The organism is Herbaspirillum sp. FG34 (genome assembly GCF_057809315.1).
The window spans coordinates 390,650-416,322 of the sequence record NZ_JBMDJS010000002.1 but is presented as its reverse complement, the minus strand read 5'-3'; the positions used below and the strand labels follow the sequence as shown (position 1 = coordinate 416,322).

The window sequence follows — 25,673 nt, the reverse complement described above, 5'->3', positions numbered from 1 at the left end:
GAGCCGGAGTCCCTCATGTCGTATCAAACCGTCCCCGATGCCTACACCGACCTGCGCGATGCCGTGCGCGACCTGTGCCAGACCTTCCCCGCAGAATACTGGCGCAAGGTCGACGAGGCACGCGGCTATCCCGAGCAGTTTGTCGATGCTCTCACCAAGGCCGGCTGGATGGCCGCGTTGATTCCGCAGCAATACGGCGGTTCCGGATTGGGGTTGACCGAAGCCTCGGTCATCATGGAAGAGATCAACCGTACCGGTGGAAATTCCGGGGCCTGCCACGGCCAGATGTACAACATGGGCACCTTGCTGCGTCACGGCTCCGAACGGCAGAAGCAGCAGTACCTGCCCAAGATCGCCAGCGGTGAACTGCGCCTGCAATCGATGGGCGTGACCGAACCGACCACCGGTACCGATACCACGCGTATCAAGACCGTGGCGGTGAAGAAGGGCGATCGCTACGTGGTCAACGGCCAGAAAGTGTGGATATCCCGAGTCCAGCATTCGGATCTGATGATCCTGCTGGCACGGACCACGCCGCTGGACCAGGTCAAGAAGAAATCCGAAGGCATGTCCATTTTCCTGGTCGATCTGAAGGAGGCCATCGGCAAGGGGCTGGAGGTGCGGCCCATCCTGAACATGGTCAACCATGAGACCAATGAACTCTTCTTCGACAACCTGGAAATCCCCGCCGAGAATCTGATCGGCGAGGAAGGGCGGGGCTTCAAGTACATCCTCGACGGCCTCAATGCCGAACGCACCCTGATCGCCGCCGAGTGCATCGGCGATGGTTACTGGTTCATCGACAAGGCTACCGCCTATGCCAATGAGCGCGTGGTGTTTGATCGGCCCATCGGCATGAACCAGGGCGTGCAGTTCCCGATTGCCGACGCCTACATCGAGATCGAAGCCGCCAACCTGATGCGCTACAAGGCCTGCGAACTCTTCGATGCGCACCAGAATTGTGGCGCCCAGGCCAACATGGCCAAGTACCTGGCAGCCAAGGCCTCGTGGGAAGCGGCCAATGTCTGCCTGCAGACCCATGGCGGCTTCGGCTTTGCCTGCGAATACGACGTCGAGCGCAAGTTCCGTGAGACGCGCCTGTACCAGGTGGCGCCGATTTCGACCAACCTGATTTTTTCCTACGTGGCCGAGCACATTCTCGGTCTGCCGCGTTCCTTCTGAGGCAAATCATGCAGGCCATTGCAGAAAACTCCACCCTTGGTGCAGAAAACGTCAGGCCCGATGAGCATCCCTCGCGCCTGCTGGCGGCCTTTCTGGCCGGGCTGCGTTACGAGGATATCCCGACGGCGGTGATCGCCCGTACCGAAGATCTTTATCTCGATTGGTTCGCCTCGGCGCTGGCCGGCAAGACCGCGCGCCAGGTCGGCATCATCGAACGCTATGCGGCGCAGATGGGGCCGCAGCAGGGACCGTCGACCATCCTCACCAGCCGTCGCAGTACCACGCCGTATTTTGCGGCGCTGGTCAATGGTGCAGCCTCGCATGTAGTGGAGCAGGATGACGTGCACAACGGTTCGGTGTTCCATCCGGCGGCCGTGGTATTCCCGGCTGCGCTGGCTGCTGCGCAGGCACTGGGCAAGTCCGGTGCGGACTTGCTGGTGGCCGCCGTGGCAGGCTATGAGGCCGGCATCCGCATCGGCCAATTCATGGGGCGCTCGCACTACCGGGTCTTCCATACCACCGGGACAGTGGGCACGCTGGCCGCTGCGGTGGCGGTGGGCAAGTTGATGGATTTCGATGCGCGACAATTCCTGCATGCCATGGGTTCGGCCGGAACCCAGGCCGCAGGGCTGTGGGAGTTCCTGCGCGATGCGGCCGATTCCAAGCAACTGCATACCGGCAAGGCCGCTGCCGACGGGCTGCTGGCAGCGTATCTGACGCGGGATGGTTTCACCGGCGCGCAACGCATCCTCGAAGGTGCCCAGGGCATGGCGGCCGGCATGTCCAGCGACGCCGATCCTGCTCGCCTCACCGATGGCCTGGGTACGCGCTGGGCTACGGCGGAGACCTCGTTCAAGTTCCATGCTTCCTGCCGTCATACGCATCCAGCCGCCGATGCGCTGCAATTGCTGATGCAGCGTGAAGGTCTGCGTCACGACCAGATCGCCCTGGTCACCACGCGCGTGCATCAGGGTGCCATCGATGTGCTGGGGCCGGTGGTCGATCCGCAGACGGTGCACCAGGCCAAGTTTTCCATGGGTACGGTGCTGGGCTTGATTGCCGTGCATCAGCAGGCCGGGCTGAGTGAATTTGAACAGCAGGCCTTGAGCGATCCGCGCGTGGCGCAGTTCCGCCAGAAGGTGCAGATGCGGCTCGATAGCGAGGTCGATCAAGCCTATCCTGCACGCTGGCTCGGCCGCGTGGAAGTACAGACCACTGATGGCCGCCGCTTCGAGGCAGCCGTCGATGTACCCAAGGGCGATCCCGAGAACACGCTCTCGCGGCCTGAGCTGGAACAGAAGGCGACACGGCTGATGCGTTTCTCGCACGCGGCCAGCGACGCCGAGATCGCCGCGATCATCGCACGTGCCTGGCGCCTGCACGAGACGCGCGATCTGCAGCAGTTGTTCTGAGGCCCGACCCTATCCGATCATCCCGACGCGCCAAGTACGCCAGGAGCACACGCCATGTCGCAAGCCAATCGCCCGCTGGAGGGCATCACCGTCATCAGCCTGGAGCACGCCATCGCGGCGCCGTTCTGTACACGCCAGCTGGCGGACCTGGGCGCCCGTGTCATCAAGATCGAGCGACCCGGGGTGGGAGATTTTGCCCGCGGCTACGATACGCGCGTCAACGGCCTGTCTTCGCACTTCGTGTGGACCAATCGTTCCAAGGAAAGCCTGACCCTCAACCTCAAGGACGAAGAGGGCAAGCGCATCATCGACCAGCTCCTGGGTGAGGCCGATGTCCTGGTGCAGAACCTGGCACCGGGCGCTGCCGCCGGTCTGGGCCTGTCGGCCAAGGTACTGCATGCGAAGCACCCGGGCTTGATCGTCTGCGATATTTCCGGTTATGGTGAGGACGGTCCTTATCGTGACAAGAAGGCGTATGACCTCTTGATCCAGAGCGAAGCAGGTTTCCTCTCGGTCACCGGTACGCCCGATGAAGTGGTGAAGGCTGGCTGCTCGATTGCCGACATCGCCGCCGGCATGTATGCCTATTCCAACATCCTGGCTGCGCTCATCAAGCGCGGGCGCGATGGACGCGGCAGCCATATCGATCTGTCGATGCTGGAGGCGTTGACGGAGTGGATGAGCTTTCCCCTGTATTACGCCTATCAGGGGGCCAGTGCGCCGGGTCGCTCGGGCGCGGAGCATGCCACCATCTATCCCTATGGCCCCTTCAAGGCCGGTGATGGCAAGACGGTCATGCTGGGCTTGCAGAACGAACGTGAATGGAAAGTCTTCTGTGAAGTGGTATTGCAGGATGCCGCGCTGGCCAGCGATGCACGCTTCTCCAGCAACGCGCGACGCCATGAGCATCGCGAAGCGCTGCGCCAGTTGATCCTGGGGATGTTTGCCGACATGAGCGCCGAGCAGGTCGTGGCGCGGCTGGATGATGCGCAGATCGCCAATGCCCGTGTGAACACCATGCAGGAACTGTGGCAGCACCCGCAACTGGCTGGGCGCGAACGCTGGGCCGAAGTCGATACCCCGGTCGGCAAGGTCGCCGCACTGCTGCCCCCCGGTGTCAATGACAGCTACGACTACCGCATGGAGGCCATCCCGGCACTGGGCCAGCATACCGAGGCCATCCTCGGCAGACTGGGCTATGACGCGGCCGCCATCGCGGCCTTGCGCGAACGGGGAACCGTGTGATGGCACCGCATATCACTGCTGCCAACAGCTACCTGTTCGTGCCGGCCAACCGGCCCGAGCGCTATGCCAAGGCACTCGAGAGCGGGGCGGACGCCGTCATCGTCGACCTCGAAGACGCTGTGGCCCTGCCGCAGAAGGAAGAGGCGCGTGCCACGCTGGCGCGCTGGCTGCGCGGCAATGGTCCGCAGGCGCGTCTGTGGGTGCGCATCAACGCCGCCGACACGGTCTGGCATGGCGATGACCTGCTGACGTTTTCTGCACTATCGATGGCGGGCATTGTTCTGCCCAAGGCGGAGGACGCCAAGACGCTGTCCTCCATCGCTCGTCGGCTGGGACCGGGGCGCGGACTGATCGCCCTCATCGAAAGTGCCGCCGGTCTGGCCGCCATGCGTGAGATCGCTGCCGTGCCGGGTGTGCAGCGGCTGGCTTTTGGTTCCATTGATGCACAGGTCGATCTGGGCATGCAGTGCGGACCGGAGGAGGAAGAGCTGACGCACTTCCGCATCGAGATGGTGATGGCCTCGCGCCTGGCCGGTATTGCCCCGCCCATCGATGGCGTGACCACGGATTTCAATGACGATGCCTTCCTCACGCGCATGGTGCAGCGGGCCCGGCGCATGGGCTTTGGCGCCAAGCTGTGCATCCATCCGCGCCAGGTCGACGGGGTGCGACGTGGCTTCATGCCCAGCGAGCGGGAACTGGCTTGGGCCGAGGAAGTGATGGCGGCCGTGCGCGCCGGCGACGGTGGTGCCATTTCGCTCAAGGGCAAGATGATCGACAGGCCGGTGATCTTGCAGGCGGAGAAATTCCTGCATCAGGCCGGGCGCTTGATGGACTGAGCAGGGCGGGCCTCGGATTGCGCCGACCGTGGCTCGTGTAACCTATGCGTTTTCCAACCAAGAGGGAGACGACACCATGAAAATCCAAGCTGCCGTGCTGCGCGAAGTGACCGAGGCGCACCCGTTTGCGCAGAGTCAGCCGCTGAAGATCGAGGAACTCGATCTCGATGGGCCCGGCCCCGGTGAAGTGCTGGTCAGGATGAAGGCGGCCGGCCTGTGCCATTCCGACCTGTCGGTCATCACCGGCGTGCGTCCGCGTCCGGTACCGATGGCCCTGGGCCACGAGGCCTCGGCTGAAGTGGTCGAGGTCGGCAGTGGCGTGACCGACCTGCGCGCCGGTGACCTGGTGGTGCTGGTTTTCGTGCCCAGCTGCGGTCACTGCCTGCCCTGCATGGAGGGCCGACCCGCGCTGTGCGAGCCGGGCGCGGCCACCAATACCGTGGGTGAATTGCTCTCCGGTCAGCGTCGCCTGCGTGACCGCACGCAGCACGTGCACCATCACATGGGCGTGTCGGCCTTTGCCGACCATGCGGTGGTCTCGCGCCGCTCCTGCGTGAAGATCGAGGCCGACATCGATCCCGTTCAGGCCGCCCTGTTCGGCTGTGCGGTGCTCACCGGCGTGGGCGCGGCGGTCAATACTGCCGAGGTCAAGGCCGGCACCACGGCTGCCGTGCTGGGGCTGGGCGGTGTGGGCCTGTGCACCCTGCTGGGCGCGCTGGCTTCGGGTGCTCGCGAGGTGATTGCCGTCGACCTGCATGACAGCAAGCTGGAGGTGGCGCGCGCACTGGGGGCCACGGCCACCGTCAATGCCCGCGATCCGGATGCGGTGGAGAAGGTCAAGGCACTCACCAAGGGTGGGGTCGACTATGCCTTCGAAATGGCGGGCTCGGTACAGGCCATGGAAGCGGCCTATCGCATGACCCGCCGCGGCGGCATGACGGTCACCGCCGGTCTGCCGGCACCGAATCAGAACTGGGCGCTGCAGCAGGTCAGCCTGGTGGCCGAGGAACGTACCGTCAAGGGCAGCTACATCGGTTCCTGCGTGCCGGTGCGCGATATCCCGCGCTACATCGGTCTGTACCAGGCCGGCAAGCTGCCGGTGGACAAGCTCATGGGCGAGCGCCTGGCGCTGGCCGATATCAATCGCGGCTTCGATCGCCTGCACAGCGGGGAGGGACTGCGTGACCTGATTGTGTTTTAACGCGAGCGGGTCGAGGTCATCGGCCTGCTTGCATCACCCCGGAGGAGACATCCATGACCATCATCACAATGCGGGCGGCACTGACCGCCTGCGCCTTCGCCTCGTTGAGCCTGTCGGCCACCGCCGCGCTGGCCCAGCAGACCATCGTCATCAAGTTCAGCCACGTGGTAGCCAATGACACGCCCAAGGGCAAGGGCGCGGAGCGCTTCAAGGAACTGGCGGAAAAGGCCACCAACGGCCGCGTCAAGGTCGAGGTCTATCCCAACAGTACCCTCTACAAGGACAAGGAAGAACTGGAGGCCCTGCAACTGGGTTCAGTGCAGATGCTGGCGCCGTCCCTGGCCAAGTTCGGGCCGCTGGGCGCCAAGGAATTCGAGGTCTTCGATCTGCCCTACATCTTCCCCAACAAGACCGTGTTGAAGCGTGTCACCGAAGGACCGATCGGACAGGGACTGTTCCAGAAGCTGGAGAGCAAGGGGATCAAGGGCCTGGCCTACTGGGATAACGGCATGAAGGTGATGACGGCCAACCGTCCGCTGCACAAGGTGGCGGACTTCCGGGCGCTGAAGATGCGCATCCAGTCCTCCAAGGTGCTGGACGAACAGTTCCGCGCGCTCAAGGCCAATCCGCAGGTGCTGGCGTTTTCCGAGGTCTATCAGGCCATGCAGACCGGCGTGGTCGATGGCAGCGAGAATACGCCCTCCAACATCTATACGCAGAAGATGCACGAAGTGCAGTCCGACCTGACGGTATCGGACCACGGCTACATCGGCTATGCGGTGATCGTGAACAAGAAGTTCTGGGAAGCCCTGCCAGCCGACGTGCGCGGCCAGCTGGAGGGCGCCATGAAGGAAGCGACGGAGTATGCCAACACCATCGCCCAGAAGGAAAATGATGATGCCCTGGCCGCCATCAAGGCCAGCGGCAAGACCAGGGTCTATACCTTGAGCGAGGCAGAAAAAGCCGAATGGCGGCGCGCCTTGCTGCCGGTGCACAAGAGCATGGCCTCGCGCGTGGGACAGGATCTGATTGACGCGATCTACAAGGAAAGCGAGGCGGCGGGCGTGAAGATGAACTGAGCGACTGACCGGTTGGCCTTGCCCGGCGGCCTGCAGCGATGCAGGCCGTTTTTCATGATGCGGAGGCGGGCCGGAAACCTTATTTCTTCTTGCGCTCGCGCACGTATTGTTCGGCGGCGGTGACGGCATTCTGCAGGGCTTCCATCTTGGAGTTGCCCGGCTTGAAATCGCCGAATTCATGCGTGGTGCGATCCGGGAAGTCGATATGGACGAACGCCGTCCATTTGCCATCGGTACGCAATACGGGAGTCAGTTTGATGGTCGCGTCAAGATACTTGCACGCGATGGCGCCTAAGGTGGTGGACATCTTGCTTCGAAGCGGGGCGACGGCGGGTGCTTGCCAGTCCATCGCCTGCAGGTTGTGTGGCAAATCGAACCGGCATGATGCCACAGCCTGTCCATTCCTGCCTTGTTCGCAACGTCGGCTTTACGCGATTTTACGAGTCTTCCGCTTGACGATGAGCCGGGCCTTGTGGTTTTGGCTTGTTCGTCAAGCTTCTTGAGATGATGAGCTTGTAAAAAAGATGCGAGTCAGCGAGCGCCCAGCAGCAGGTCCAGGTTTTGCACGGCGGCACCGGAGGCACCCTTGCCAAGGTTGTCGAACACCGCGCACAGCAGAATGTGGCCCGCCGTCGCGTTGCCGAAGACCCCCAGTGTCATGTCGTTGCTGTTGTTGTGGCGGGTCGGGTCGAGCCGGGTGGTGGCCGCGCTTTGCTCTGCATCCAGCACCATGACGTGGCGCGCACCGGCGTAATGCGCCTGCAGCGTTGTGCGCAGGCTCTCCAGCGTGGCCTGGGGCGGCAGCAGACGGGTCTGCAGGGCGATGGACAACACGATGCCCTGCCTGAAGGCGCCGTAGCTGGGCACGAACACCGGACGTTGCGACAGGCCCGCGTGCAGCTGCATCTCGGGCGGATGCTTGTGTGCCAGGCCCAGTCCGTAGAGCACGAAGGGCGCGGCCTGGGCGGCATCCGGACCTTCGTATTGCTCGACCTGGGCGCGTCCGCCACCGGAATAACCGGAGACGGCATGGATGGCCAGCGGGTAGTCGGCCGGCACCAGTGCTGCCTGCACCAGCGGGCGCAGCAAGGCGATGGCGCCGGTCGGATAGCAGCCGGGATTGGTCACGCGCTGTGCGTTGGCAATGGCCTGCGGCTGTGTCGTCGACAGTTCGGGGAAACCATAGACCCAGCCGGGGCTGGTGCGATGGGCCGAGCTGGCGTCGATCACGCGCACCCGGGGATTCTCGATCAAGGTGACGGCCTCGCGGGCGGCGTCGTCCGGCAGGCACAGCAGGGCGATGTCAGCGCTGTTGAGGGCCTCGGCGCGACGCCGCGCATCCTTGCGCTCGGCAGCCGGCAGGGTCAGGATGCGCAGGTCATGGCGGCCACGCAGGCGCTCATGGATCTGCAGGCCGGTCGTGCCTTGGTCGCCATCGATGAAGATCAGGGGAAGTGTGCTCACGGTTCGCTCCAATACAGGGAAAGGCGCCGAAATCGAATGGCCGACGCTTGCCGAAGACTGCATGTTGAAGCGGATCGTATAATTGGAAAAGTTGAATATTCTAAAGAGTTCGTTCAGCTTTTCTGAATGTCTACTGAACGTGATCTTTGGAACGTGATCTTTGGAACGTGATCTTTTTCTGTCGGGAGTCATGCGATGCGTGAATTGAGCCTGGATCGCCTGCGTACCCTGGTGGCCATTGCCGACCTGGGTTCCTTTGCCGCTGCCGCGCGCGAGTTGCACCTGGCACCGCCCACGGTGAGCCTGCACATCAGCGAGCTGGAAGAGCGCATCGGTGCGCCGCTGCTGTTGCGCCAGCGCAGCCAGGTGCGGCCATCGGGCATTGGCGCCACCCTCATCGTCCGCGCCCGGCAATTGCTGGCCGCAGCTGATCAGGCGCTGGAAGAAGTAGGGCGGCAGGTGCTGGGGCTGGCCGGGCGCGTACGATTGGGCGCCTCTACCGGCGCCATTGCCACGCTGCTGCCGCAGGTACTGGAACGGCTGGGGCAACGTCATCCGGATATCGACGTGCAGATCCACATTCTGACCTCGCAGGAAACCTTGTCGCAGCTGCACGAAGGGCTGCTCGACATCGGCCTGGTGGCGCTGCCGCAATCACCCGTCCAGGGGCTATGCGTCAAGCCCTGGCGGCGCGATCCGGTGATGGCCTTCCTGCCGGCGGCCTGGCAGGTGCCGCGACTGGTCACGCCCGGCTGGCTGGCCGCGCAGCCGCTGATTTTGAATGCACCCGAAACACGGCTCTCGCGCCTGACCACGGAATGGTTCGCGGGGGCCGGGGAAGCACCGGTGGCGCGCATCCAGCTCAATTTCAACGATGCCATCAAGAGCCTGGTGGCCGCCGGTTATGGCGCCACGCTCTTGCCGCACGAGGCCAGCGCGCAAGGCCGGCCCGTGCTACTGGATCCGCGCATCGTCATGCGACCGCTGCGACCGGCGCTGTGGCGCCCCCTGGGCATTGCCCACCGCGCCAGCCAGCTCGAACCGGCCACGTGCCATGTGCTGGAGGCGCTGTGGGAACTCAAGCAGTTGAAGACATCGCGTTGACGGGCGCGAGTGCAGCGCGCGTCAGGGCGGAGAGCGACTGGCGCTGCTGTCCCCTGGTATCGAAATTTTCATCATCCAGCCACTGTTCGAAGGCCCGGCGCAGGGCTGGCCATTCGCTGTCGATGATGGAGAACCACGCCGTATCGCGGCTGCGGCCACGATAAACGATGGCCTGACGGAACACGCCCTCGAAGCGGAAACCCAGACGCTGCGCCGCCGCGCGCGAGGGCGCATTGAGGCTGTCGCATTTCCATTCGTAGCGGCGATAGCCGAGGTCTTCGAAGACATGGCGCATCAGCAGGTAATGCGCTTCGGTGGCCATGCGGCTGCGCTTGAGACGCGCTGACAGCGCGATGTGGCCGACCTCGATGACGCCATGTACCGGTTCGATGCGCATGAGTGCCAGGGTGCCGATCGCTTCGCCGCTGGCCAGGTCGATCACGGCATGATGCAGCGGGTCCTGCGTGGCCTGCATCTGCTCGGCCTGCTGACGGTAGCTGGCGGCATCAGCGAAGGGGCCGCTCATCATGTAGGTCCAGTCGCGCCCGTCCGGGGCGGTGGCAAAGGCGGCGTACAGTTGTCCGGCATGGCGGGCTGCATCCAGAGGCTCGATCCGGCAGCTGCGGCCTTGCAGGGTCTGGCCGTCGGGGCGTGGACGCGGCTGCCAGTCGGGCAGGGCGGGGCCGATGGCTTGCTGGTATTCATTGGTGCGGGGGAGATCAGTCATGGTTGCTTTCGTGGCGGGTGTGAACAGATCCTGGCACGATAGCGTTTTCGTGGCATCATCAAAAGTGCCACAGGATACTCATTTGATGGAGCCACGAAAGCACCTTGCCATGCCTCTTTCCCTGTTGTCTTCCCCGCTCGACCTCAGTGCCGGTTCCATGTCGCGCCAGCAGCAATTGCTGGCGCGCTTCAAACGCGCCATTCTTGGCGGCCAGTTGCCGCCGGGCAGCCGCCTGCCCTCCACCCGCAGCCTGTGCGAGCAGTTGCAGGTAGCGCGCAATACGGTGCTGGCGGTGTACGAGCAACTGACGGCCGAAGGTTATGCCGAAGCGGATCGACAAGGAACCCGGGTGGCGACGCTGCTGGCGATGCCTGCCGGTATCCGCGCCGAACCGTCGGTAGCACGCCAGGACCGTCAGCGGCCATCACGCCGGGTCAGTGCGATCAAGTCCACGCGTGATGCCGGTGACCGTGCCCTGCCGCTGACACCGGGCATGCCGGCCCTGAACCGGTTTGCGCTCAATGCCTGGCTGCGCGCGCAGGAGCGCGCCCTGAAGCGGGCAGGGCCGATGGCGCTGGCCTATGGCGAAGCGCTGGGTGAACCGGCCCTGCGCGAAGCCATCGCGCAATATCTGCGGGTGGCGCGCGGGGTGCGATGCGAAGCGGGGCAGGTGGTGGTGACCGAAGGCGCACAAGGAGCCCTGTCGCTGTGCGTGCGGCTCTTCGCCAATCCCGGCGAGCGCGCCTGGGTGGAAGATCCCGGCTATGGCGGGGTGCTTGCAGCCTTCCATTCAGGCGATATGAAGATTCGTTCCATGCCGGTCGACGACGAGGGCATCCTGATTGCCGATCGGGACTGGCGTTGGCCGCCCCGGCTGATCCATGTGACGCCTTCGCACCAATATCCGACCGGCGCGGTATTGTCGCTGGCGCGGCGTCTGGCGCTCATCGCGCGGGCGCGTGAGCATGGCTGCTGGATCATCGAGGACGACTACGACAGCGACTTCTGCCATCACGGCCACCCCATCCCGGCCATGCAGGGGCTGGTGCCGGAGGCGCCGGTGCTGTACGTGGGAACCTTCAGCAAGACGCTGTTTCCGGGTTTGCGGATCGGTTTTCTGATCTTGCCGGCGTCGGTGGGGGAGGACACCTGGCGCGCGCTGGCCGAAATGTTGCGCGGCGGGCACAGGCTGGAACAACTGGCGCTGGCGGAGTTCATGGCGGGTGGCCAGTTCGCGCGCCACCTGGGCCGCATGAAACGGCTCTATCGTGAACGCCAGCAGGCCTTGCGGGCCGCCTTGCAGACCCATTTGCCGGGGCTGGACATCTCGGGCGGCGCCAGCGGCCTGCACCTGACGCTGCGGTTGCCACCGGGTTGTGCCGACGGCGCAGTCAGCGCGGCGGCGCGCGCCGCAGGAATGAACGTGGGGGCGCTGTCCTCGTTTTCAGCAGGGTCGCCACAGGCTCGCCACAACGGGCTGGTGATCGGTTACGGCAATACGTCCGAAGAGCAATACGATGCGCTGATCCGGCGCCTGGCCGGGATCGTCAGGCGCACTCTGCGCCATCAGATCAGAGCGTGGCAGGCTGACGCAGGCGCTGCTTGACGCAGCGCGTGACGAGGTCCATGTAATCGGCGGCGCGCGCGGGCTTGGCGGCATACCAGATGCGGCTGTCCTGCTCCTGTGCGAAATCGGCGGACATCGGTGCGGCCGTGAAGAGCACCAACGGAATCTGCGCCAGTTGCTGGTAGATGCACAGGGTGCGCAGCAATTCATAGCCTTCGGTGCCGGAAAAGCTGCGTGGATCGAGCAGGATCAAGGCCGGGAGATCCTTGCTGCGGCACAGGGCCTTGGTCAGCAGGGACGCATTGGCCAGCTCGGCATCATCGAACCATGCGAACTGGCAGGGCAACTGGCTGCGCCAGATGGCAAAGCGGGCGGTTTCTATGGCGTCCAGGTCGGCATCGACGACGAGTACGCGGGGCAGGTGATGAGTCAGGGACATGGCAGCCTCCTTGCTGGGATGGCACCATCTTAGGAGAGTCGGGCGACGGGGACTATCAGGGGCTTCCTGATGCTTCCTGATGCTCTGCGGTGGAGACGGGGACCGTCAATGCCCGGCCAGGGCAGTTCAGCTCATTTCAGCTCGACTGCCTTCGCCGGGGCTGGTTTCGAACTGTCTGGCGTATTCGGCACGGCGCGCCTGGTCTGATTCGATGAGCAGGCGGTAACGGGTTTCGGATACGCGCTGCTGGAGCACGGCGGCATAGCGCTCGCGCTGCAGCCATTCAATGATGATCGAGGCGGTGGCGACGATGACGATGTAGACCAGGATCAGGAAGATATCCTTGTCGTTCAATCCATCCATCGTATAGAAGGGCTTGCGGAAGAAGAACATCGCCGTGGGAATGCTCACGGCCAGCAGGCCCAGGGAATAGAGATAGCCGAACAGATAGCTCATCACGATGCAGTTGACGGAGAAAAACAGCATCGACAGCGCCTCATCCACAAACGGTGCCAGCGCATAGCGCAGTCCGAATGCCGCCACGAAGCCGACGGTACAGACGTACACTGGCCGGAACCCCTGCGGGCGCCAGCTCTTGGCATTCTTGAGTCGGATCAGGCTCATGATGGTCTTGGAGTGGGGGCGTGTGGTATCCATCTTGGTTCACATTGCTCGATGCTGCAATGGGCTCATGTTAAGAATGTAAGAATGCGGGTCTGTCAAATGGCGGATCGGCGGCAGGCAGCGTGGATCAGCGGTTTTTCTGCACATCCACTCAGTGCCGTCTGTCTTTGAGCGGCGAGGAGTGGGCGAGATACTTGCGGTTCATCTCGTTGCCGTGGATCTCGATGCTGCGCTTGATGAACATCACGGTTTCATTGGTGACGATCTCGCGTTCATTGTCCACGGTGATGATGTGATAACAGTCACCCAGCCAGACGACCTTGCGTATCTCGGCATTGATGTGCTGCAGGATCACTTCGGCATTGCGCGGCGAGGCGGTTTCATCGTCGATGGAATGAATGATCAGGGTATCGGTACGCACCAGCGGCAGCGACTTGCGCACGAAGGCGATCATGCGCAGGGCCGCGCGCAGGTGGCGTGCCGGGATGGAGGCAGCGCCCACGGCGGCGACGCCATCCTTCTCCAGCGCGGCGGCCACGCGACGACGCATTTCGAAGTTCTTGATGCCGTAGGGTTCGCTTTCCTTGTAGGACCAGTCGCGCACGCCCATGTCATAGACCACGGTGAGCAGTTTCCAATACCAGGGTACCGACCAGCCGTCATACTGCAGCACCGGCGAGAGCAGCACCACCGACAGCAGCTCCTTGCTGCGCGCCGCCACCGCCAGGGCCAGCGTGGCGCCCATGGACAGGCCGCACAGCGAGACGGTGCGGAATTCTTCCTTCAGGCGCGCCACCCGGCTCTCGACCACGGCGCACCAGTCCTCCCAGTCGGGGGAGACGCGGGGATTGGTCAGGGCCGCGGAATAATTGTCGATGTTCAGGGCAATGACGGTGCAGCCGGCCTTCTTCAACTGCTTGGGGATGGAGCCCATTTCCAGCTGCGAACCGCACAGGCCGTGCAGCAGGATGACGGCGTGGTCCTTGTGGGGGCCGCCTGGTCTTTCTTCAGTATGCCGCTGGGCAGCGTCGTTGTCCGGCAATGGGCTGGCCGGACGGATGGTTTCTGTGGATGACTGTGAGTCCATAAATCTTCAAACGCTTTTCGCGCCCCTTCGGCGCGGCCTGGCGAATCGTTCGCCCCCCGTTCAGTACGAGTAAGCGGGTCGACGCTTGAGCGCGTTCTGTTTCCCGGCTACTAACTCCGCTGGCGTCCAGGCGGATGACTTTTTGCGGAAGTCTAACTGCCTCGACAAAATGTTGCCAGCGTTTATCACCTGCATCCCCACGATGGCCGCACGAGGGTGGCCTGACATGCCATCCGGCAGGAATGTGACAATGTGATGTCAGCATAACGTTGTAAAGCCGCAATCGGTGCACAAACCTTCATATATTGCACTAAAGGGCGAGATGCGGGCCCCCATCGGGTGCAGGGAAAACGAAAAAGCCCTTCGAGGCGAGTCGAAGGGCTTGCGGTCGGTGTAGCGGGGCAGGATAAATGCCGTCGGGCATCAGCCTCGGCCTTCCAGGCGGCCATTGACTACGCGCACCTGGTCGCCGACGCGCCAGTTTTCGCTGGTTTGCGGGAAGCTGCGGGTCTTGCCGTTTTCCATGCGTACGTCGACGACGTAGCTGGTGGTGGCGCGCACGTTCTTTTCTACCTCGTTACCGGCATAGCCGCCGCCGACGGCGCCAGCGATGGTGGCCAGGGTACGGCCGGTGCCGCCGCCGATCTGGTTGCCCAGCAGGCCACCGACCACGGCTCCCCCGGCGATGCCCACGCCGCTGGTGGGGGCGGTATGGCGCACGGTACGTACGCCCACCACTTCACCGCAGCTGCTGCAGACGGCCGGGGCGCGCTGGGCCACCGGAGCTGCCGCCTGGGCCGGGTAGGCGCCAGGCTGTGGCTGGTAGGAAGTCGATTGCGGTGCGCGCTGTTGCGCCAGCCCTTGCTGGCCCTGGCCCGCTTGATCCGCCTGCTCCAGAGCGGCGACCTGTTGCGGCGAATTGGCACTCTTGGAGCTAGGCAGCAGACCGGTCATGGCGGCCACGCCGATCAGGCTGACCAGGATGACGGCCACCGAGGCGCCGGCCACCAGCGGATGGATACGACCGGAGGAAGCCGGCTGGGCGGGCTGGGTCAGGGCATTGTTGCTGGCGTTCGGGTGCTGGGGGGTATTGGTCTTGGTTTCCATGTTGACCTCTCTAGTTGTTCTGTTGTCGTTGATGAGTGGATGACTGGATTATGGAGTGGTCATGAGCCAAAAAAAATCCCGATTCTGTGTCAGTTGTAAGGACTTGTAATCCTGCAACAGTCATGCTGGGTGTGGCTTTGCGGCAAACCAGGATGGTCTTGCAAGGGGGAGGGGGCAGGCGGGGCAATGCGGGGAGGCTTGGGTTGCGCATCCGGGGAGCGGGATGCGCAGGCGGGCTGGTCAGGCAGAGGGGAGACGGCGGCGGGATGCGCCATCTCCCTGCTGCAAGGATCAGTCTTCGCGACGCAGGTGCGGGAACAGGATCACGTCGCGGATGTTGGGCGAGTCGGTAATGAGCATCATCAGGCGGTCGATGCCGATGCCGCAGCCACCGGCCGGGGGCATGCCATATTCCAGGGCGCGGATGTAGTCCGCATCGTAATACATGGCTTCTTCGTCACCGGCATCCTTGGCCGCGACCTGGGCCTGGAAGCGGGCAGCCTGGTCTTCGGCGTCATTCAGCTCGGAGAAGCCATTGGCGATCTCACGGCCGGTGATGAAGAGCTCGAAGCGCTCGGTGATGCCGGCCACCGTGTCGGAGGCGCGCGCCAGCGGCGAGACTTCAACCGGGTAGTCGATGATGTAGGTCGGGTTCCACAGTTGCGACTCGGCCGTCTCTTCGAACAGCGCCAGTTGCAGCGCACCGATGCCGGCGCCGGCCAGCGGGGCCTGGTCGGTCTTGACGCCGAACTTCTTCAGTTCGGTACGCAGGAAGTCGATGTCGGCCAGTTGCGTCTCGGTGTAGTTCGGGGCGTACTTCAGGATCGCGCCGGTGATGGTCAGGCGGTCGAAGGGCTTGGACAGGTCCAGCTCGCGGCCCTGGTAGGTCAGCACGGCAGTGCCGTGGGCGTCGATGGCAGCCTGGCGGATCACCTGTTCGGTGAAGCCCATCAGCCACTGGTAATCCACGTAGGCGGCGTAGAACTCCATCATCGTGAATTCGGGATTGTGACGTGGCGAGACACCTTCGTTGCGGAAGTTGCGGTTGATCTCGAAGACACGCTCGAAGCCGCCCACCACCAGGCGCTTCAGGTACAGCTCGGGGGCGATGCGCATGAACATCTGCATGTCCAGCGCATTGTGATGGGTGATGAAGGGCTTGGCCGCCGCGCCGCCCGGGATCGGGTGCAGCATCGGAGTTTCCACTTCCATGAAGCCGTTGGTTTCCATGAAGCGGCGGATCGACGACATCGCGGCGGTACGCGCCTTGAAGGTGCGGCGGGTCTCTTCGCTCATGATCAGGTCGACGTAGCGCTGGCGATACTTCATTTCCTGGTCGGCCAGGCCGTGGAACTTGTCCGGCAGCGGGCGCAGCGACTTGGTGATGAGCTTGAGCCTGGTGACCTTGATGGACAGTTCGCCGGTCTTGGTCTTGAAGAGCGTACCCTCGGCACCCAGGATGTCGCCCAGGTCATAGTGCTTGAAGGCGGCCATGGCTTCTTCGCCGGTGACGTCGCGGGTCACGTAGAGCTGGATGCGGCCATCGGCGCGCAGGCCCGAGGCATCCTGCAGGGTGGCGAAGGCGGCCTTGCCCATGACCCGCTTCAACATCATGCGACCGGCGACGGTGACGGTGACCGGCTCGGCTTCCAGGGCCTCATTCTCGAAGCCGTCGTATTTCGCATGCAGGTCGGCGGCGTTGTTGGCCGGACGGAAATCGTTGGGGAAGGCGATGCCCTGTTCGCGGATCGCCGCCAGCTTGGCGCGGCGCTCGGCGATGATGCTGTTCTCGTCGGCTGCCGGCTGGGCGGCGGGGGTGTTTTGCGTGGTCATGGTTGGAATTCTTGAAGGTTGAACGGTCGGATCAGCATGAGCCGGCCGCGCAGCAAGGCCGCGCAGCCGCTGCGGATCAGACGCCCTGTTTCAGCGAGGCCGCGATGAAGTCGTCGAGGTCGCCATCGAGGACGGCCTTGGTATTGCCGGTTTCGAAGTTGGTGCGCAAGTCCTTGATGCGGGACTGGTCCAGCACGTAGGAGCGGATCTGGTGCCCCCAGCCGACGTCGGTCTTGGAGTCTTCCAGCTTCTGCTGTTCGCTCATGCGCTTGCGCAGTTCCAGTTCGAACAGCTTGGCGCGCAGCATGTCCCAGGCTTCGGCACGGTTGCGGTGCTGGCTGCGGTCGTTCTGGCATTGCACGACGATGCCCGACGGCGCGTGTGTCAGGCGCACGGCGGAGTCGGTCTTGTTGATGTGCTGACCACCGGCACCGGAAGCGCGGTAGGTATCGACACGCACGTCGGCCGGATTGATCTCGATCTCGAAGGATTCGTCCACTTCGGGGTAGACGAAGAGACTGGAGAAGGAGGTATGGCGGCCATTGGACGAGTCGAAGGGCGACTTGCGCACCAGACGGTGCACGCCGGTTTCGGTGCGCAGGAAGCCATAGGCGTATTCGCCTTCGACCTTGATGGTGGCGGTCTTGATGCCGGCCACTTCACCGTCGGACTGTTCCAGGATCTCGGCCTTGAAGCCCTTGCGTTCGCAATAGCGCAGGTACTGGCGCAGCAGCATGGAAGCCCAGTCCTGGGCTTCGGTACCGCCGGCACCGGCCTGGATGTCGATGAAGCAGTTGTTGGCGTCCATGGGGCCGCTGAACATGCGGCGGAATTCCATTTCTTCCACCAGCTTCTTCAGGTTCTCGGCATCGGCCTCGATGGCGACGATGGTGTCCTCGTCCTTTTCCTCGCGCGCCATCTCGAACAGGTCACGCGCATCGGTGAGTTCGCTGTCGATCTTGACGAGGGTGTGAACGATCGCTTCCAGCGATTTCTTTTCCTTGCCGAGGTCCTGGGCCCGCTTCTGGTCATTCCAGACGTTGGGGTCTTCCAGTTCGGCGTTGACTTGTTCGAGTTTCTCCGACTTCACATCGAAGTCAAAGATACCTCCGAAGCTCGGTGGCACGGGTGGCCAGGTCGTCGAGCAAGGATTGGAGGGAATTGAGGCGTTCTGCTTCCATGATGGTTTCTTTTGCGATCAAACCTCGAATTATACAAGAGGAGGAGGGCAGTTTCACCCCCGTCACGCGCCTGTCATTTTCCCTCGCTACCATCGGCGCGCTTGTTTGACTGACAAAATCCTGACAGCGGCGCCCGGCGCTGCCTGCCATCTGCTAGCCAATACGGAGAACCTTCGATGAGACAGCCTGCCCCCACCGCTACCCAATCCGACGTCGATCAGCCGCAAGCCGGCCGTCGCAACCTGCTCAAGGCGCTGGGCGCCGCGCCCCTGCTGCCGCTGACCGGCGGCCTGTCGGCCTCGGCCCTGCTGGCGGCCTGCGCCACCCCCGGCGCGGGCAAGCCCTTTGCCTCGGCGCGCTTCACCGGCATGCCGGCTCCGACTCTGGCCAATCCGGCCGCGATGGCCACCACCACCGTCGGTTCGGCCCTGGAAGTGACCTTTGCCGATGGCAGCAAACAGAGTTACAAGCTGGCCTATCAACCCTTCTTCATGACCGGCGACATGGTGCCCGACGGAAAGGGCGGCACCATTCTCGCCGGCGGCTACCTCGACATCAACAATCAGCCCATCATCGACCGTTCGGTGCCGGGCAAGGAGCGCCAGTTCTATTCCGACTGCCCGGACGGCTCTTCGTTGCTGACCGTGGCCGGTGCCAAGGTGCCGGGCGTGAAGGGCAATGCGGTATTTGCCGTGGTGCAATTCGAATACACCACCCGCGACCAGAAGCAGGCCGCCATGTACGGCCAGCTGCCGTCGCCCATCGCCGTGCTGACGCTGGACCAGGACCCGTCCTCGGGCAAGTTGTCGCTGGTGCAGTACCACAATGTCGATACGTCCCAGGTCAACGGTCTGTGGATCACCTGCGGCGCCAGCCTGTCGCCCTGGAATACGCACCTGTCGTCGGAAGAATATGAACCGGATGCCTCGGCCATCGCCTCCAACCCGCAATTCAAGGCCTTCAGCAAGAATCTGTATGGCGACGAGAACCGCGCCAATCCCTACCACTACGGCCACTTGCCGGAAGTGACCGTCCACCCCGACGGCACCGGCTCCATCAAGAAGCACTACTGCCTGGGCCGCATCTCGCACGAGCTGGTGCAGGTCATGCCGGACCAGCGCACCGTGTTGATGGGCGACGACGCCACCAATGGTGGCCTGTTCATGTTCATCGCTGACCGTGCTGCCGACTTGTCGTCGGGCACGCTCTACGTGGCGCGCTGGGAGCAGGTCTCGGGCGTCGGTCCGGGCGCGGGCAAGTTGTCCTGGGTGCGCCTTGGCAGCGCCACCAGCGCCGAAGTCAAGGCCATGGCAGACCGCTACAAGGCCGCCGACATCATGGACATCCGCACCACTGATCCGGCCGACGGTTCCTTCTCCAAGATCCCGTTCAACGGCAAGTTCAACTGGGTGCGCGTCAAGCCGGGCATGCAGAAGGCCGCGGCCTTCCTCGAAACCCACCGCTATGCGGCACTCGCCGGTGGCAGCCTGGGCTTCACCAAGATGGAAGGCACGACCGTCAACGCGCAGGACAAGATCGCCTATTCGGCCATGTCCTACATCCAGACCTCGATGCTCAATGGCTCCGGTCACATCAAGGTCGCCGGGCCCCGGGCCGGCGCCGTGTACGCCCTGAACCTGCGCGGTGGCCAGCGCGATACCGGCGGCAATGTCATCGACAGTGAATGGGTCGCCATCGACATGGCCCCGCCGGCGGCCCTGGTGGGCGTAGACCTGAAGACACCGGATGCCCTCGGCAACCTGGCCGATCAGGAGCACATTGCCAATCCGGACAACATCAAGTTCTCCGAGAAGCTGCGGACCTTGTTCATCGGCGAAGACAGCGGCATGCACGTCAACAACTTCCTGTGGGCCTACAACGTCGATACCAAGGCGCTCACCCGCGTACTGTCCTGCCCGGCCGGTGCCGAATCGACCGGCCTGCACGCCGTCGATGAAATCAACGGCTGGACCTACGTGATGAGCAATTTCCAGCACGCCGGCGACTGGGAAAAAGGTTTGCACGACAAGGTCAAGGACACCCTCGACCCGCTGGTACGCGCCAACTACAAGGATCGCTTCGGTGCCACGGTGGGCTATCTGACCGGTTTGCCGCAGACCGGCAAGGCCTGAGGTGAAGCAAAAGGCTTCAGTCTGAAGGGGGCGGAGGGAACGCATTCTGCTAGGATCAGGCCCTGTCAGCTCGTTTCGTGCCGCCCGCCGATGACCAGAAAGCTGTTTTTTCTCCTGCCGCCCCTGCTGTGCCTCGCACTGCTGGCCGGGTGCGCCTCGACACCCGCCCCGCATGGCGAAGTCAAGGGCGCCCAGGCCAGTTCACGCGAGATGGGCCAATCCGACAGCAACCGCGTGGCTACCCTGGCCATGCGGGCCAATCTCGACAGTCTCTACCTGCTGATGTCCAAGCTGTATCGGCGCAATCCGGCCGAATGGAAAAAGACTGCGGCCAGCCGCGACGAGGCCGAGCAGAAGGTGCGCCAGGCCATCGAACAGCGCCAGGCCTGGCCGGAACTGCAGGGCAAGCGCGATATCGAGGCCATGACGCTGGCCTTGTCGCCGGAGTTCAAGGGGGATAGGGTCGCGGCCTTCATCGATGCCACCGCCGACATGATCATCGTGGCGCATGGCAACAAGATTGAATTCTTCCTGGTCGACGGGCTCGATGCCCAGCGTCTCTACAACGCTGCCCGCAATGTGGAGATCGCCGCCTGGATCCTCTCCAGTCGCCGCCATGCCAGCGGTGCACCCTTGCTGCTGTCCGACGAGATCGGCAGCCAGGCACGCAATCTGAGTTTCGAACGTGAATTCGGCAAGATCGTCGGCCGCCTGGACCTGATGGCCGAATTCATGACCGAGCGCTATCGCCGTGCCGGCATCAGCTATGTGCAGAACCTGTTGGGCGGGTCATTCCTGCAGTTCCTGCCGGTACGTTGAGTTCGTCGGCCACCGTCGGCCGTGCCGGGGCAATCACGTAGCAGCCACGGCCGTTGCCCTTGGCGGCATACATGGCCTTGTCGGCCGCCTGCAGCAGGCTGTCGGCGTCACAGCTGCCGTCACACACGGCGATGCCCACCGACACGCCCAGCTGATAGTCTCCCTGCGCCAGGTGCAGCGGTTCCGAGACCACCTTGATACATTTTTCGGCCAGCACCTGCGCGCCCTGTTCGTAGGGCTGGCCGAGATCGGTAATGAGCAGCACGAATTCATCCCCGCCCACGCGCGCCAAGGTATCGCCGTGGCGGGCCACCTGGCGCAGGCGCCGTGTGACTTCCTGCAGCACCAGGTCGCCGGCCTTGTGGCCGAGGGTATCGTTGATCGGTTTGAAACCGTCCAGATCCAGGAACAGCAGCGCCACACCATTGCGTTCGCGGCAGGCGTGGGTGAGCGCCGCCTCCATCCGTTCGGCCAGCATCATGCGGTTGGGCAGGCCGGTCAGCACGTCGTGATGGGCCTGATGTTGCAGTTCGGCCTGGTGCAGCTTCAGGCGCGAGAGCAGCCCATTGAAGGCCATGGTGAGGTGGCCGACTTCATCGCGCCGCTCCACCGGCAGCGGCGACAGCGGCAGCTCGCCGCGCGTCATGCGGTCGGCCAGGGCGGCGGCACGGCGCAGCGGGCGGAAGAACCACAGGTAGGCCAGCACCACCAGCGCAACCACCATGACCCCCTGAATCAGTCCACCGCGCCCGATCAGGGCGCGGGTACGGGCGACTGTGGGCAAAGCGTCGGCCAGCGGCAGCGTCACCGCTACCAGCCAGCTGGTGCCGGGCACCGAGGAAAAGGCTTTGATTTCACTGACCCCATTGGCCGCCACGTCCACGCCATTGCCGCGGTATCCCTGCTGCAGGGCCTGGTCCATCAGCTTGTCCTGGCCCACGGGAGGCAAGCGGGTATAGACCAGGGCCTCGTCACTGGAGGCGATGATCAGGCGCTGGTTGGGTGCAATGAGCAGGAAACTGCCGGTCGGCCCCAGTCTGGCCCGTTGCAGGTGATCGAGGAAGCCCGGCGCAGTCAGTTCGGTGCTGCCGCCCAGTACCCCCACGATCCGGCCCTCGGCATTGCGCAGCGGCGTCATGATCGCAAGGATGGGTTTGCCGCTGGCCGGGCTGGTCAGGGGCGGGCAGATCACGGTGGCGCCCCGCATGACGCGTTCGAAATCGGGGTACCCGGTCAGCGACAGGGCGCGGCGGCCATTGAGCGTGGGGTAGTCGACGACGATCATGCCGTTGGTGTCGGCCACGAAGAGTCCTTGCGCAAACAGCGGCTGCAATTCCTGGTGCTCCTGCAGCCAGGTGTACAGTCCTGCGCGGTCTGCCGGCATCGACGCCGGCAGGTGCCGGGCCAGGCGTTCCAGGTAGTGCGCCCGCTCCTGTACGCGGTACCCGATGTCCTCGGCCAGATAGCTGGCGATGGTGCTTTGCTGGTCGGCTGCGACCTGGGCTTGTTCCTTTTCCAGAAAGTCGATCAGGATGTAGTAGCGCATGAAGGCGCTGACCACGATCAGCAGGAGGCCGAAGAGGACGAGTCGAGACACCAGGCTGCAATGGATGCGCTTGAGCTTCATTCAGGGATTTGATGTTGTTGTTTTTGCTCGGAGCGCCCTTGTTGCCCACTTCCTTCAAAATTGCCCGGAAGTCGCTCCAAGCCAATATTGTGCCACTGCAATGTGGTGCCGGTGCTCTTTTTTTAGCTATTGCCGGGCTGCAATCCTTGCAGGGCAAGGCTTTGCCCGCGTGCGCAGCCCGCCTGGCTCGACGAGGGGCCTGTCAGGGTTTCAGGCGGGTTCCGCATGTTCCACCATCAGTTGCACGCTGGTCTTGCCGTTGTATTCGTTGGCATCCAGCCGGAAGGCGACCTGGGCATGGTCGGGCAGGGCATCGGTATGGCCGAACCAGATGGCGTCATACTTGCGCCCCCCCTTTTCCAGTTGCAGCTTGAGGTGCTTGTCCTTGAGGATGCGCTGGCTGAGCACGCGGAAATGGTCGCAGAACACCGGCGGGGCAAAGCCCTGGCCCCACACTTGCTGGTCCATCAGGCTGATGAATTCCACCGAATAGTAGCTGTCCTCGAGTTCGCCATCGGTCTCGATGACGCGCTCCAGCTGGTTTTGCGTGAGCCAGTCGCGCCCTACCGCCTCGAAAGCCTGCGCAAAGGCATCGAAGGCTTCAGCATGGATGGTCAGCCCGGCCGCCATGGCGTGGCCGCCGAACTTGGTCATCACCGAGGGGGCATGCTTGGACACCAGATCGAGCGCGTCACGCAGGTGGAAACCGGCGATGGAGCGGCCCGAGCCCTTGATGAAACCTTCATCTCCCGGTGCGAAGGTGATCGTGGGGCGGTAGAACTTGTCCTTCAGGCGCGAGGCCACGATGCCGATCACGCCCTGGTGCCAGGAGGGATCGAAAACGGCGATGGTGCGCCGGTCGGCCGGGTTGAAATCGTCCAGCAGCAGCAGGGCGGTGTCCTGCATGCCGGCTTCGATGTCGCGCCGTTCGCGGTTGATGGCGTCGAGTTGCTGGGCGATGGCCCAGGCACGGCCTTCGTCATCGGTAGTGAGGCATTCGATGCCCAGCGACATGTCGGCCAGGCGGCCGGCCGCGTTCAGGCGCGGGCCGACGGCAAAACCGAGGTCGAACGGAGTAGCGCGGCGGGCCTCGCGGCCGGCGGCGCGAAACAGGGCGGCGATGCCGGGGTGCATCTTGCCGCTGCGCATGCGCTTCAAGCCCTGCGCCACCAGGATGCGGTTGTTGGCGTCCAGCTTGACCACGTCGGCCACGGTGCCCAGGGCCACCAGGTCGAGCAGGCTGTCCAGCCGTGGCTGGGTCTGGGCATCGAAGAGGCCGCGCTTGCGCATCTCGGCGCGCAGCGCCAGCAGCACGTAGAACATCACGCCCACCCCGGCCAGGTTCTTGCTGGGGAAGCCGCATTGCGGCTGGTTGGGATTGACGATCACGCGCGCCTCCGGCAGGGCGTCGCCGGGCAGGTGGTGGTCGGTCACCACGACGTCGATGCCGCGCCGCTTGGCTTCGGCCACACCATCGATGCTGGCGATGCCGTTGTCGACGGTGACGATGATGTCGGGATTCTTCTCGCGCACGGTCAGCTCGACGATCTCGGGCGTCAAGCCGTAACCGTATTCGAAGCGATTGGGCACGATATAGTCGACCTGCGCACCCAACAGGCGCAATCCGCGCAGGCCGACGGCACAGGCGGTGGCGCCGTCGCAGTCGTAGTCGGCGACGATGACCAGCTTCTTGCGCGCAGCGATGGCGTCGGCCAGGTAGCTGGCGGCGGCATCGATATGCAGCAGGCCGGACGGGGCGATCAGGGCATTGAGCTCGCTGGCCAGCTCACGTGCGGTGGACAGGCCGCGCGCCGCATAGACACGTGCCAGCACCGGGTGCACCCCTTCGGCGATGAGTTGCTCGGCCTGGGTGATGTCATAGGAGCGGGTGGTGACGCGTATCATGCCGACAGCCCCGCCAGTGAAGGTTTGTGCCAGAAACGCCGCAGCGCGCCACGGGTGACCGTCACTTCCAGGCTGCGATCCGCGCCGCTCAGGATCAGATTGAGCGACTCCAGGCTTGCTGCCCGCAGCGATACCAGCAAGGGTGCCAGCCAGTCGCGGTCCAGGTGTTCCAGGTGCTGCAGCCAGAGACCCCATTCCTCGGCCAGCGCGGCTTCGGCCAGGGCATCGAGCACCAGCAGGCGGTGGCCGCTGCCGCGCACGAGCTGGGCCGCGCCCCCATCGATGCGCTCCTGCCCGAAGGCGCGCAGCCAGCCACGCAGGCCGAAGCGTTCGGTGTAGATGTCCTGCGCCAGCACGCCGGCATCGGCGCCGCCCCAGATCCAGATCGAGTTGATGGCCTTCTGGCCGCGCATTTCGCGCTGTTCGTTGAGGGACTCGGCGAACCATTGCATCTGCACTTCGTTTTGCAGCTTGCGCCAGGCCAGCTCGCCCGGTCCTTCGGGCATCCAGATATCGACATTGCGCCCGCTGGCCGCCGAAGGGGTGGAGGTGCGCAGGCCGGCCCAGGCATCGGCCCGGATGAACCAGGTACGGGCGTCGCCATAGACCAGCTCATGGCCGATCTCGGTAAAGAGCGGCAGGGCGGCGTCGAACAGGCGGCGCGATTCGTCCTCCTCCAGTTGCAGCTGGCCGATGTCGGTCAACACCAGATGATCGCGGGCCACGTGGATGTGGGCCGGATGCAGCACGAACCAGTGGCCGGCGCTGGGCGCGTGGCCCAAGCGCTGCATCAGCGCGCTGGCGGCAGCCGGGCTGCAATCCTGGGCGGCAGGCGGCAGGCCGAAGCGTCGGGCCAGCCAGTGTTCATGCGGCAGGGCGCGTGAAAACGGATCATGCGCCTGGCGCGCCACGGCCTTGCCCCGGCCCAGCAGCATGGCCAGTGCCGGCGCCTGGCACTGGCGCAGCAGGTCGCGCGCCAGCTCGGCCGGGGGCAGGGCGAAGGGGATGAGGATGTCGAGTTGATTCATGGGGCGCTATTTTAGCGGCTGGCGCGCCGCTTGGCCCCGTCGACTGCACAAAGCTTCACTTCAAGGCAGTG

General features: G+C 64.1%; 22 protein-coding genes. 10 read left to right on the top strand and 12 right to left on the bottom strand.

What is annotated here, in order from left to right; genetic code table 11:
- Window positions 1–15 precede the first annotated feature (15 nt).
- The 6 genes from ACODSZ_RS03960 to ACODSZ_RS03935 all read left to right on the top strand — a co-directional run bounded on the left by ACODSZ_RS03960 (window position 16) and on the right by ACODSZ_RS03935 (window position 6,958).
- Window positions 16–1,182 (top strand): acyl-CoA dehydrogenase family protein, encoded by a 1,167-nt coding sequence (locus ACODSZ_RS03960; RefSeq protein ID WP_175344560.1) that lies wholly within the window; start codon window positions 16–18, stop codon window positions 1,180–1,182.
- A gap of 8 nt (window positions 1,183–1,190) precedes the next feature.
- Window positions 1,191–2,594, top strand: a complete 1,404-nt coding sequence (locus tag ACODSZ_RS03955) for an MmgE/PrpD family protein (protein ID WP_488927074.1) — start codon at window positions 1,191–1,193, stop codon at window positions 2,592–2,594.
- A 54-nt stretch (window positions 2,595–2,648) separates the two neighbouring features.
- Window positions 2,649–3,839, top strand: coding sequence for a CaiB/BaiF CoA transferase family protein (locus tag ACODSZ_RS03950; protein ID WP_488927073.1), 1,191 nt, complete (start codon window positions 2,649–2,651; stop codon window positions 3,837–3,839).
- Complete coding sequence (locus ACODSZ_RS03945; protein ID WP_175344558.1) at window positions 3,839–4,678, top strand: HpcH/HpaI aldolase/citrate lyase family protein; 840 nt, start codon at window positions 3,839–3,841, stop codon at window positions 4,676–4,678. Before ACODSZ_RS03950 ends, ACODSZ_RS03945 begins: the two co-directional genes overlap by 1 nt.
- Before the next feature lie 76 nt (window positions 4,679–4,754).
- On the top strand, window positions 4,755–5,879 hold the full coding sequence (locus ACODSZ_RS03940; protein ID WP_175344557.1) for a zinc-dependent alcohol dehydrogenase family protein: 1,125 nt from the start codon (window positions 4,755–4,757) through the stop codon (window positions 5,877–5,879).
- 53 nt (window positions 5,880–5,932) lie between these two features.
- A complete protein-coding gene (locus ACODSZ_RS03935; protein WP_008329739.1) occupies window positions 5,933–6,958 on the top strand; it encodes a TRAP transporter substrate-binding protein in 1,026 nt (341 codons plus the stop codon).
- Between the two features lie 79 nt (window positions 6,959–7,037).
- Here ACODSZ_RS03935 and ACODSZ_RS03930 read toward each other — a convergent pair whose 3' ends face one another.
- Together ACODSZ_RS03930 and argC are read right to left on the bottom strand one after the other, a co-directional pair.
- On the bottom strand, window positions 7,038–7,265 hold the full coding sequence (locus ACODSZ_RS03930; protein ID WP_050978085.1) for a hypothetical protein: 228 nt from the start codon (window positions 7,263–7,265) through the stop codon (window positions 7,038–7,040).
- Between the two features lie 224 nt (window positions 7,266–7,489).
- The gene (gene argC, locus ACODSZ_RS03925; RefSeq protein WP_175344556.1) at window positions 7,490–8,422 is read right to left on the bottom strand and encodes an N-acetyl-gamma-glutamyl-phosphate reductase; all 933 of its coding nucleotides are present in this window, start codon (window positions 8,420–8,422) and stop codon (window positions 7,490–7,492) included.
- 195 nt (window positions 8,423–8,617) lie between these two features.
- Here argC and ACODSZ_RS03920 point away from each other — a divergent pair, with 195 nt between their 5' ends.
- Window positions 8,618–9,526 carry a LysR family transcriptional regulator gene (locus tag ACODSZ_RS03920; RefSeq protein ID WP_008329735.1) on the top strand — a complete coding sequence of 303 codons (909 nt, stop codon included), beginning with the start codon at window positions 8,618–8,620 and terminating at the stop codon, window positions 9,524–9,526.
- On the opposite strand, the gene ACODSZ_RS03915 is transcribed toward ACODSZ_RS03920, so the two are convergent.
- The gene (locus ACODSZ_RS03915) at window positions 9,501–10,253 is read right to left on the bottom strand and encodes a GNAT family N-acetyltransferase (protein ID WP_488927072.1); all 753 of its coding nucleotides are present in this window, start codon (window positions 10,251–10,253) and stop codon (window positions 9,501–9,503) included. The two genes, ACODSZ_RS03920 and ACODSZ_RS03915, sit on opposite strands and share 26 nt — an antisense overlap.
- Window positions 10,254–10,362: 109 nt before the next feature.
- Between ACODSZ_RS03915 and pdxR the strand changes: the two genes are divergently transcribed.
- Window positions 10,363–11,859, top strand: a complete 1,497-nt coding sequence (gene pdxR / locus ACODSZ_RS03910; protein WP_175344554.1) for a MocR-like pyridoxine biosynthesis transcription factor PdxR — start codon at window positions 10,363–10,365, stop codon at window positions 11,857–11,859.
- Here the strand turns inward: pdxR and ACODSZ_RS03905 are convergent.
- The 6 genes from ACODSZ_RS03905 to prfB all read right to left on the bottom strand — a co-directional run bounded on the left by ACODSZ_RS03905 (window position 11,825) and on the right by prfB (window position 18,091).
- The gene (locus ACODSZ_RS03905) at window positions 11,825–12,259 is read right to left on the bottom strand and encodes a response regulator (protein WP_175344553.1); all 435 of its coding nucleotides are present in this window, start codon (window positions 12,257–12,259) and stop codon (window positions 11,825–11,827) included. The two genes, pdxR and ACODSZ_RS03905, sit on opposite strands and share 35 nt — an antisense overlap.
- Before the next feature lie 126 nt (window positions 12,260–12,385).
- Window positions 12,386–12,916, bottom strand: coding sequence for a DUF4118 domain-containing protein (locus tag ACODSZ_RS03900; RefSeq protein WP_034350434.1), 531 nt, complete (start codon window positions 12,914–12,916; stop codon window positions 12,386–12,388).
- Between the two features lie 118 nt (window positions 12,917–13,034).
- Window positions 13,035–13,970: an alpha/beta hydrolase gene (locus tag ACODSZ_RS03895; protein WP_008329730.1), complete on the bottom strand. Its 936-nt coding sequence runs from the start codon at window positions 13,968–13,970 to the stop codon at window positions 13,035–13,037.
- A 423-nt stretch (window positions 13,971–14,393) separates the two neighbouring features.
- Window positions 14,394–15,077 (bottom strand): glycine zipper 2TM domain-containing protein, encoded by a 684-nt coding sequence (locus ACODSZ_RS03890; RefSeq protein WP_175344552.1) that lies wholly within the window; start codon window positions 15,075–15,077, stop codon window positions 14,394–14,396.
- A gap of 291 nt (window positions 15,078–15,368) precedes the next feature.
- Entirely contained in the window at window positions 15,369–16,910 is a 1,542-nt protein-coding gene (gene lysS, locus ACODSZ_RS03885; protein ID WP_008329721.1) for a lysine--tRNA ligase, read from the bottom strand.
- Window positions 16,911–16,986: 76 nt separating this feature from the next.
- Window positions 16,987–18,091, bottom strand: a protein-coding gene (gene prfB / locus ACODSZ_RS03880; RefSeq protein WP_175343815.1) for a peptide chain release factor 2 whose coding sequence is annotated in 2 segments (ribosomal slippage) — window positions 16,987–18,009 and window positions 18,011–18,091 — 1,104 coding nt in all. Because the reading frame shifts where the segments join, the coding sequence is not laid out codon by codon here.
- 176 nt (window positions 18,092–18,267) lie between these two features.
- Between prfB and ACODSZ_RS03875 the strand changes: the two genes are divergently transcribed.
- Window positions 18,268–20,223 carry a PhoX family protein gene (locus ACODSZ_RS03875; RefSeq protein WP_488927071.1) on the top strand — a complete coding sequence of 652 codons (1,956 nt, stop codon included), beginning with the start codon at window positions 18,268–18,270 and terminating at the stop codon, window positions 20,221–20,223.
- Between the two features lie 90 nt (window positions 20,224–20,313).
- Complete coding sequence (locus ACODSZ_RS03870) at window positions 20,314–21,042, top strand: hypothetical protein (protein ID WP_034350432.1); 729 nt, start codon at window positions 20,314–20,316, stop codon at window positions 21,040–21,042.
- Here ACODSZ_RS03870 and ACODSZ_RS03865 read toward each other — a convergent pair.
- From ACODSZ_RS03865 to ACODSZ_RS03855, 3 genes are all read right to left on the bottom strand, one after another.
- Entirely contained in the window at window positions 20,984–22,669 is a 1,686-nt protein-coding gene (locus ACODSZ_RS03865; protein WP_175343817.1) for a diguanylate cyclase domain-containing protein, read from the bottom strand. The genes ACODSZ_RS03870 and ACODSZ_RS03865 overlap by 59 nt on opposite strands.
- 210 nt (window positions 22,670–22,879) lie before the next feature.
- The gene (gene recJ, locus ACODSZ_RS03860; protein ID WP_008329713.1) at window positions 22,880–24,574 is read right to left on the bottom strand and encodes a single-stranded-DNA-specific exonuclease RecJ; all 1,695 of its coding nucleotides are present in this window, start codon (window positions 24,572–24,574) and stop codon (window positions 22,880–22,882) included.
- On the bottom strand, window positions 24,571–25,602 hold the full coding sequence (locus ACODSZ_RS03855) for a hypothetical protein (protein ID WP_008329712.1): 1,032 nt from the start codon (window positions 25,600–25,602) through the stop codon (window positions 24,571–24,573). The genes recJ and ACODSZ_RS03855 overlap by 4 nt, the downstream gene beginning before the upstream one ends.
- Between the last annotated feature and the right edge of the window lie 71 nt (window positions 25,603–25,673).

Coding starts and splice junctions, on each gene's coding strand:
- lysS (WP_008329721.1), bottom strand. CDS start 16,910: ATGACCACGCAAAACACCCCCGCCGCCCAGCCGGCAGCCGACGAGAAC.
- ACODSZ_RS03915 (WP_488927072.1), bottom strand. CDS start 10,253: ATGACTGATCTCCCCCGCACCAATGAATACCAGCAAGCCATCGGCCCC.
- ACODSZ_RS03920 (WP_008329735.1), top strand. CDS start 8,618: ATGCGTGAATTGAGCCTGGATCGCCTGCGTACCCTGGTGGCCATTGCC.
- pdxR (WP_175344554.1), top strand. CDS start 10,363: ATGCCTCTTTCCCTGTTGTCTTCCCCGCTCGACCTCAGTGCCGGTTCC.
- ACODSZ_RS03960 (WP_175344560.1), top strand. CDS start 16: ATGTCGTATCAAACCGTCCCCGATGCCTACACCGACCTGCGCGATGCC.
- ACODSZ_RS03890 (WP_175344552.1), bottom strand. CDS start 15,077: ATGGAAACCAAGACCAATACCCCCCAGCACCCGAACGCCAGCAACAAT.
- ACODSZ_RS03945 (WP_175344558.1), top strand. CDS start 3,839: ATGGCACCGCATATCACTGCTGCCAACAGCTACCTGTTCGTGCCGGCC.
- ACODSZ_RS03905 (WP_175344553.1), bottom strand. CDS start 12,259: ATGTCCCTGACTCATCACCTGCCCCGCGTACTCGTCGTCGATGCCGAC.
- ACODSZ_RS03855 (WP_008329712.1), bottom strand. CDS start 25,602: ATGAATCAACTCGACATCCTCATCCCCTTCGCCCTGCCCCCGGCCGAG.
- ACODSZ_RS03865 (WP_175343817.1), bottom strand. CDS start 22,669: ATGAAGCTCAAGCGCATCCATTGCAGCCTGGTGTCTCGACTCGTCCTC.
- ACODSZ_RS03930 (WP_050978085.1), bottom strand. CDS start 7,265: ATGTCCACCACCTTAGGCGCCATCGCGTGCAAGTATCTTGACGCGACC.
- ACODSZ_RS03875 (WP_488927071.1), top strand. CDS start 18,268: ATGAGACAGCCTGCCCCCACCGCTACCCAATCCGACGTCGATCAGCCG.
- ACODSZ_RS03940 (WP_175344557.1), top strand. CDS start 4,755: ATGAAAATCCAAGCTGCCGTGCTGCGCGAAGTGACCGAGGCGCACCCG.
- recJ (WP_008329713.1), bottom strand. CDS start 24,574: ATGATACGCGTCACCACCCGCTCCTATGACATCACCCAGGCCGAGCAA.
- ACODSZ_RS03935 (WP_008329739.1), top strand. CDS start 5,933: ATGACCATCATCACAATGCGGGCGGCACTGACCGCCTGCGCCTTCGCC.
- ACODSZ_RS03870 (WP_034350432.1), top strand. CDS start 20,314: ATGACCAGAAAGCTGTTTTTTCTCCTGCCGCCCCTGCTGTGCCTCGCA.
- ACODSZ_RS03900 (WP_034350434.1), bottom strand. CDS start 12,916: ATGGATACCACACGCCCCCACTCCAAGACCATCATGAGCCTGATCCGA.
- ACODSZ_RS03955 (WP_488927074.1), top strand. CDS start 1,191: ATGCAGGCCATTGCAGAAAACTCCACCCTTGGTGCAGAAAACGTCAGG.
- ACODSZ_RS03950 (WP_488927073.1), top strand. CDS start 2,649: ATGTCGCAAGCCAATCGCCCGCTGGAGGGCATCACCGTCATCAGCCTG.
- ACODSZ_RS03895 (WP_008329730.1), bottom strand. CDS start 13,970: ATGGACTCACAGTCATCCACAGAAACCATCCGTCCGGCCAGCCCATTG.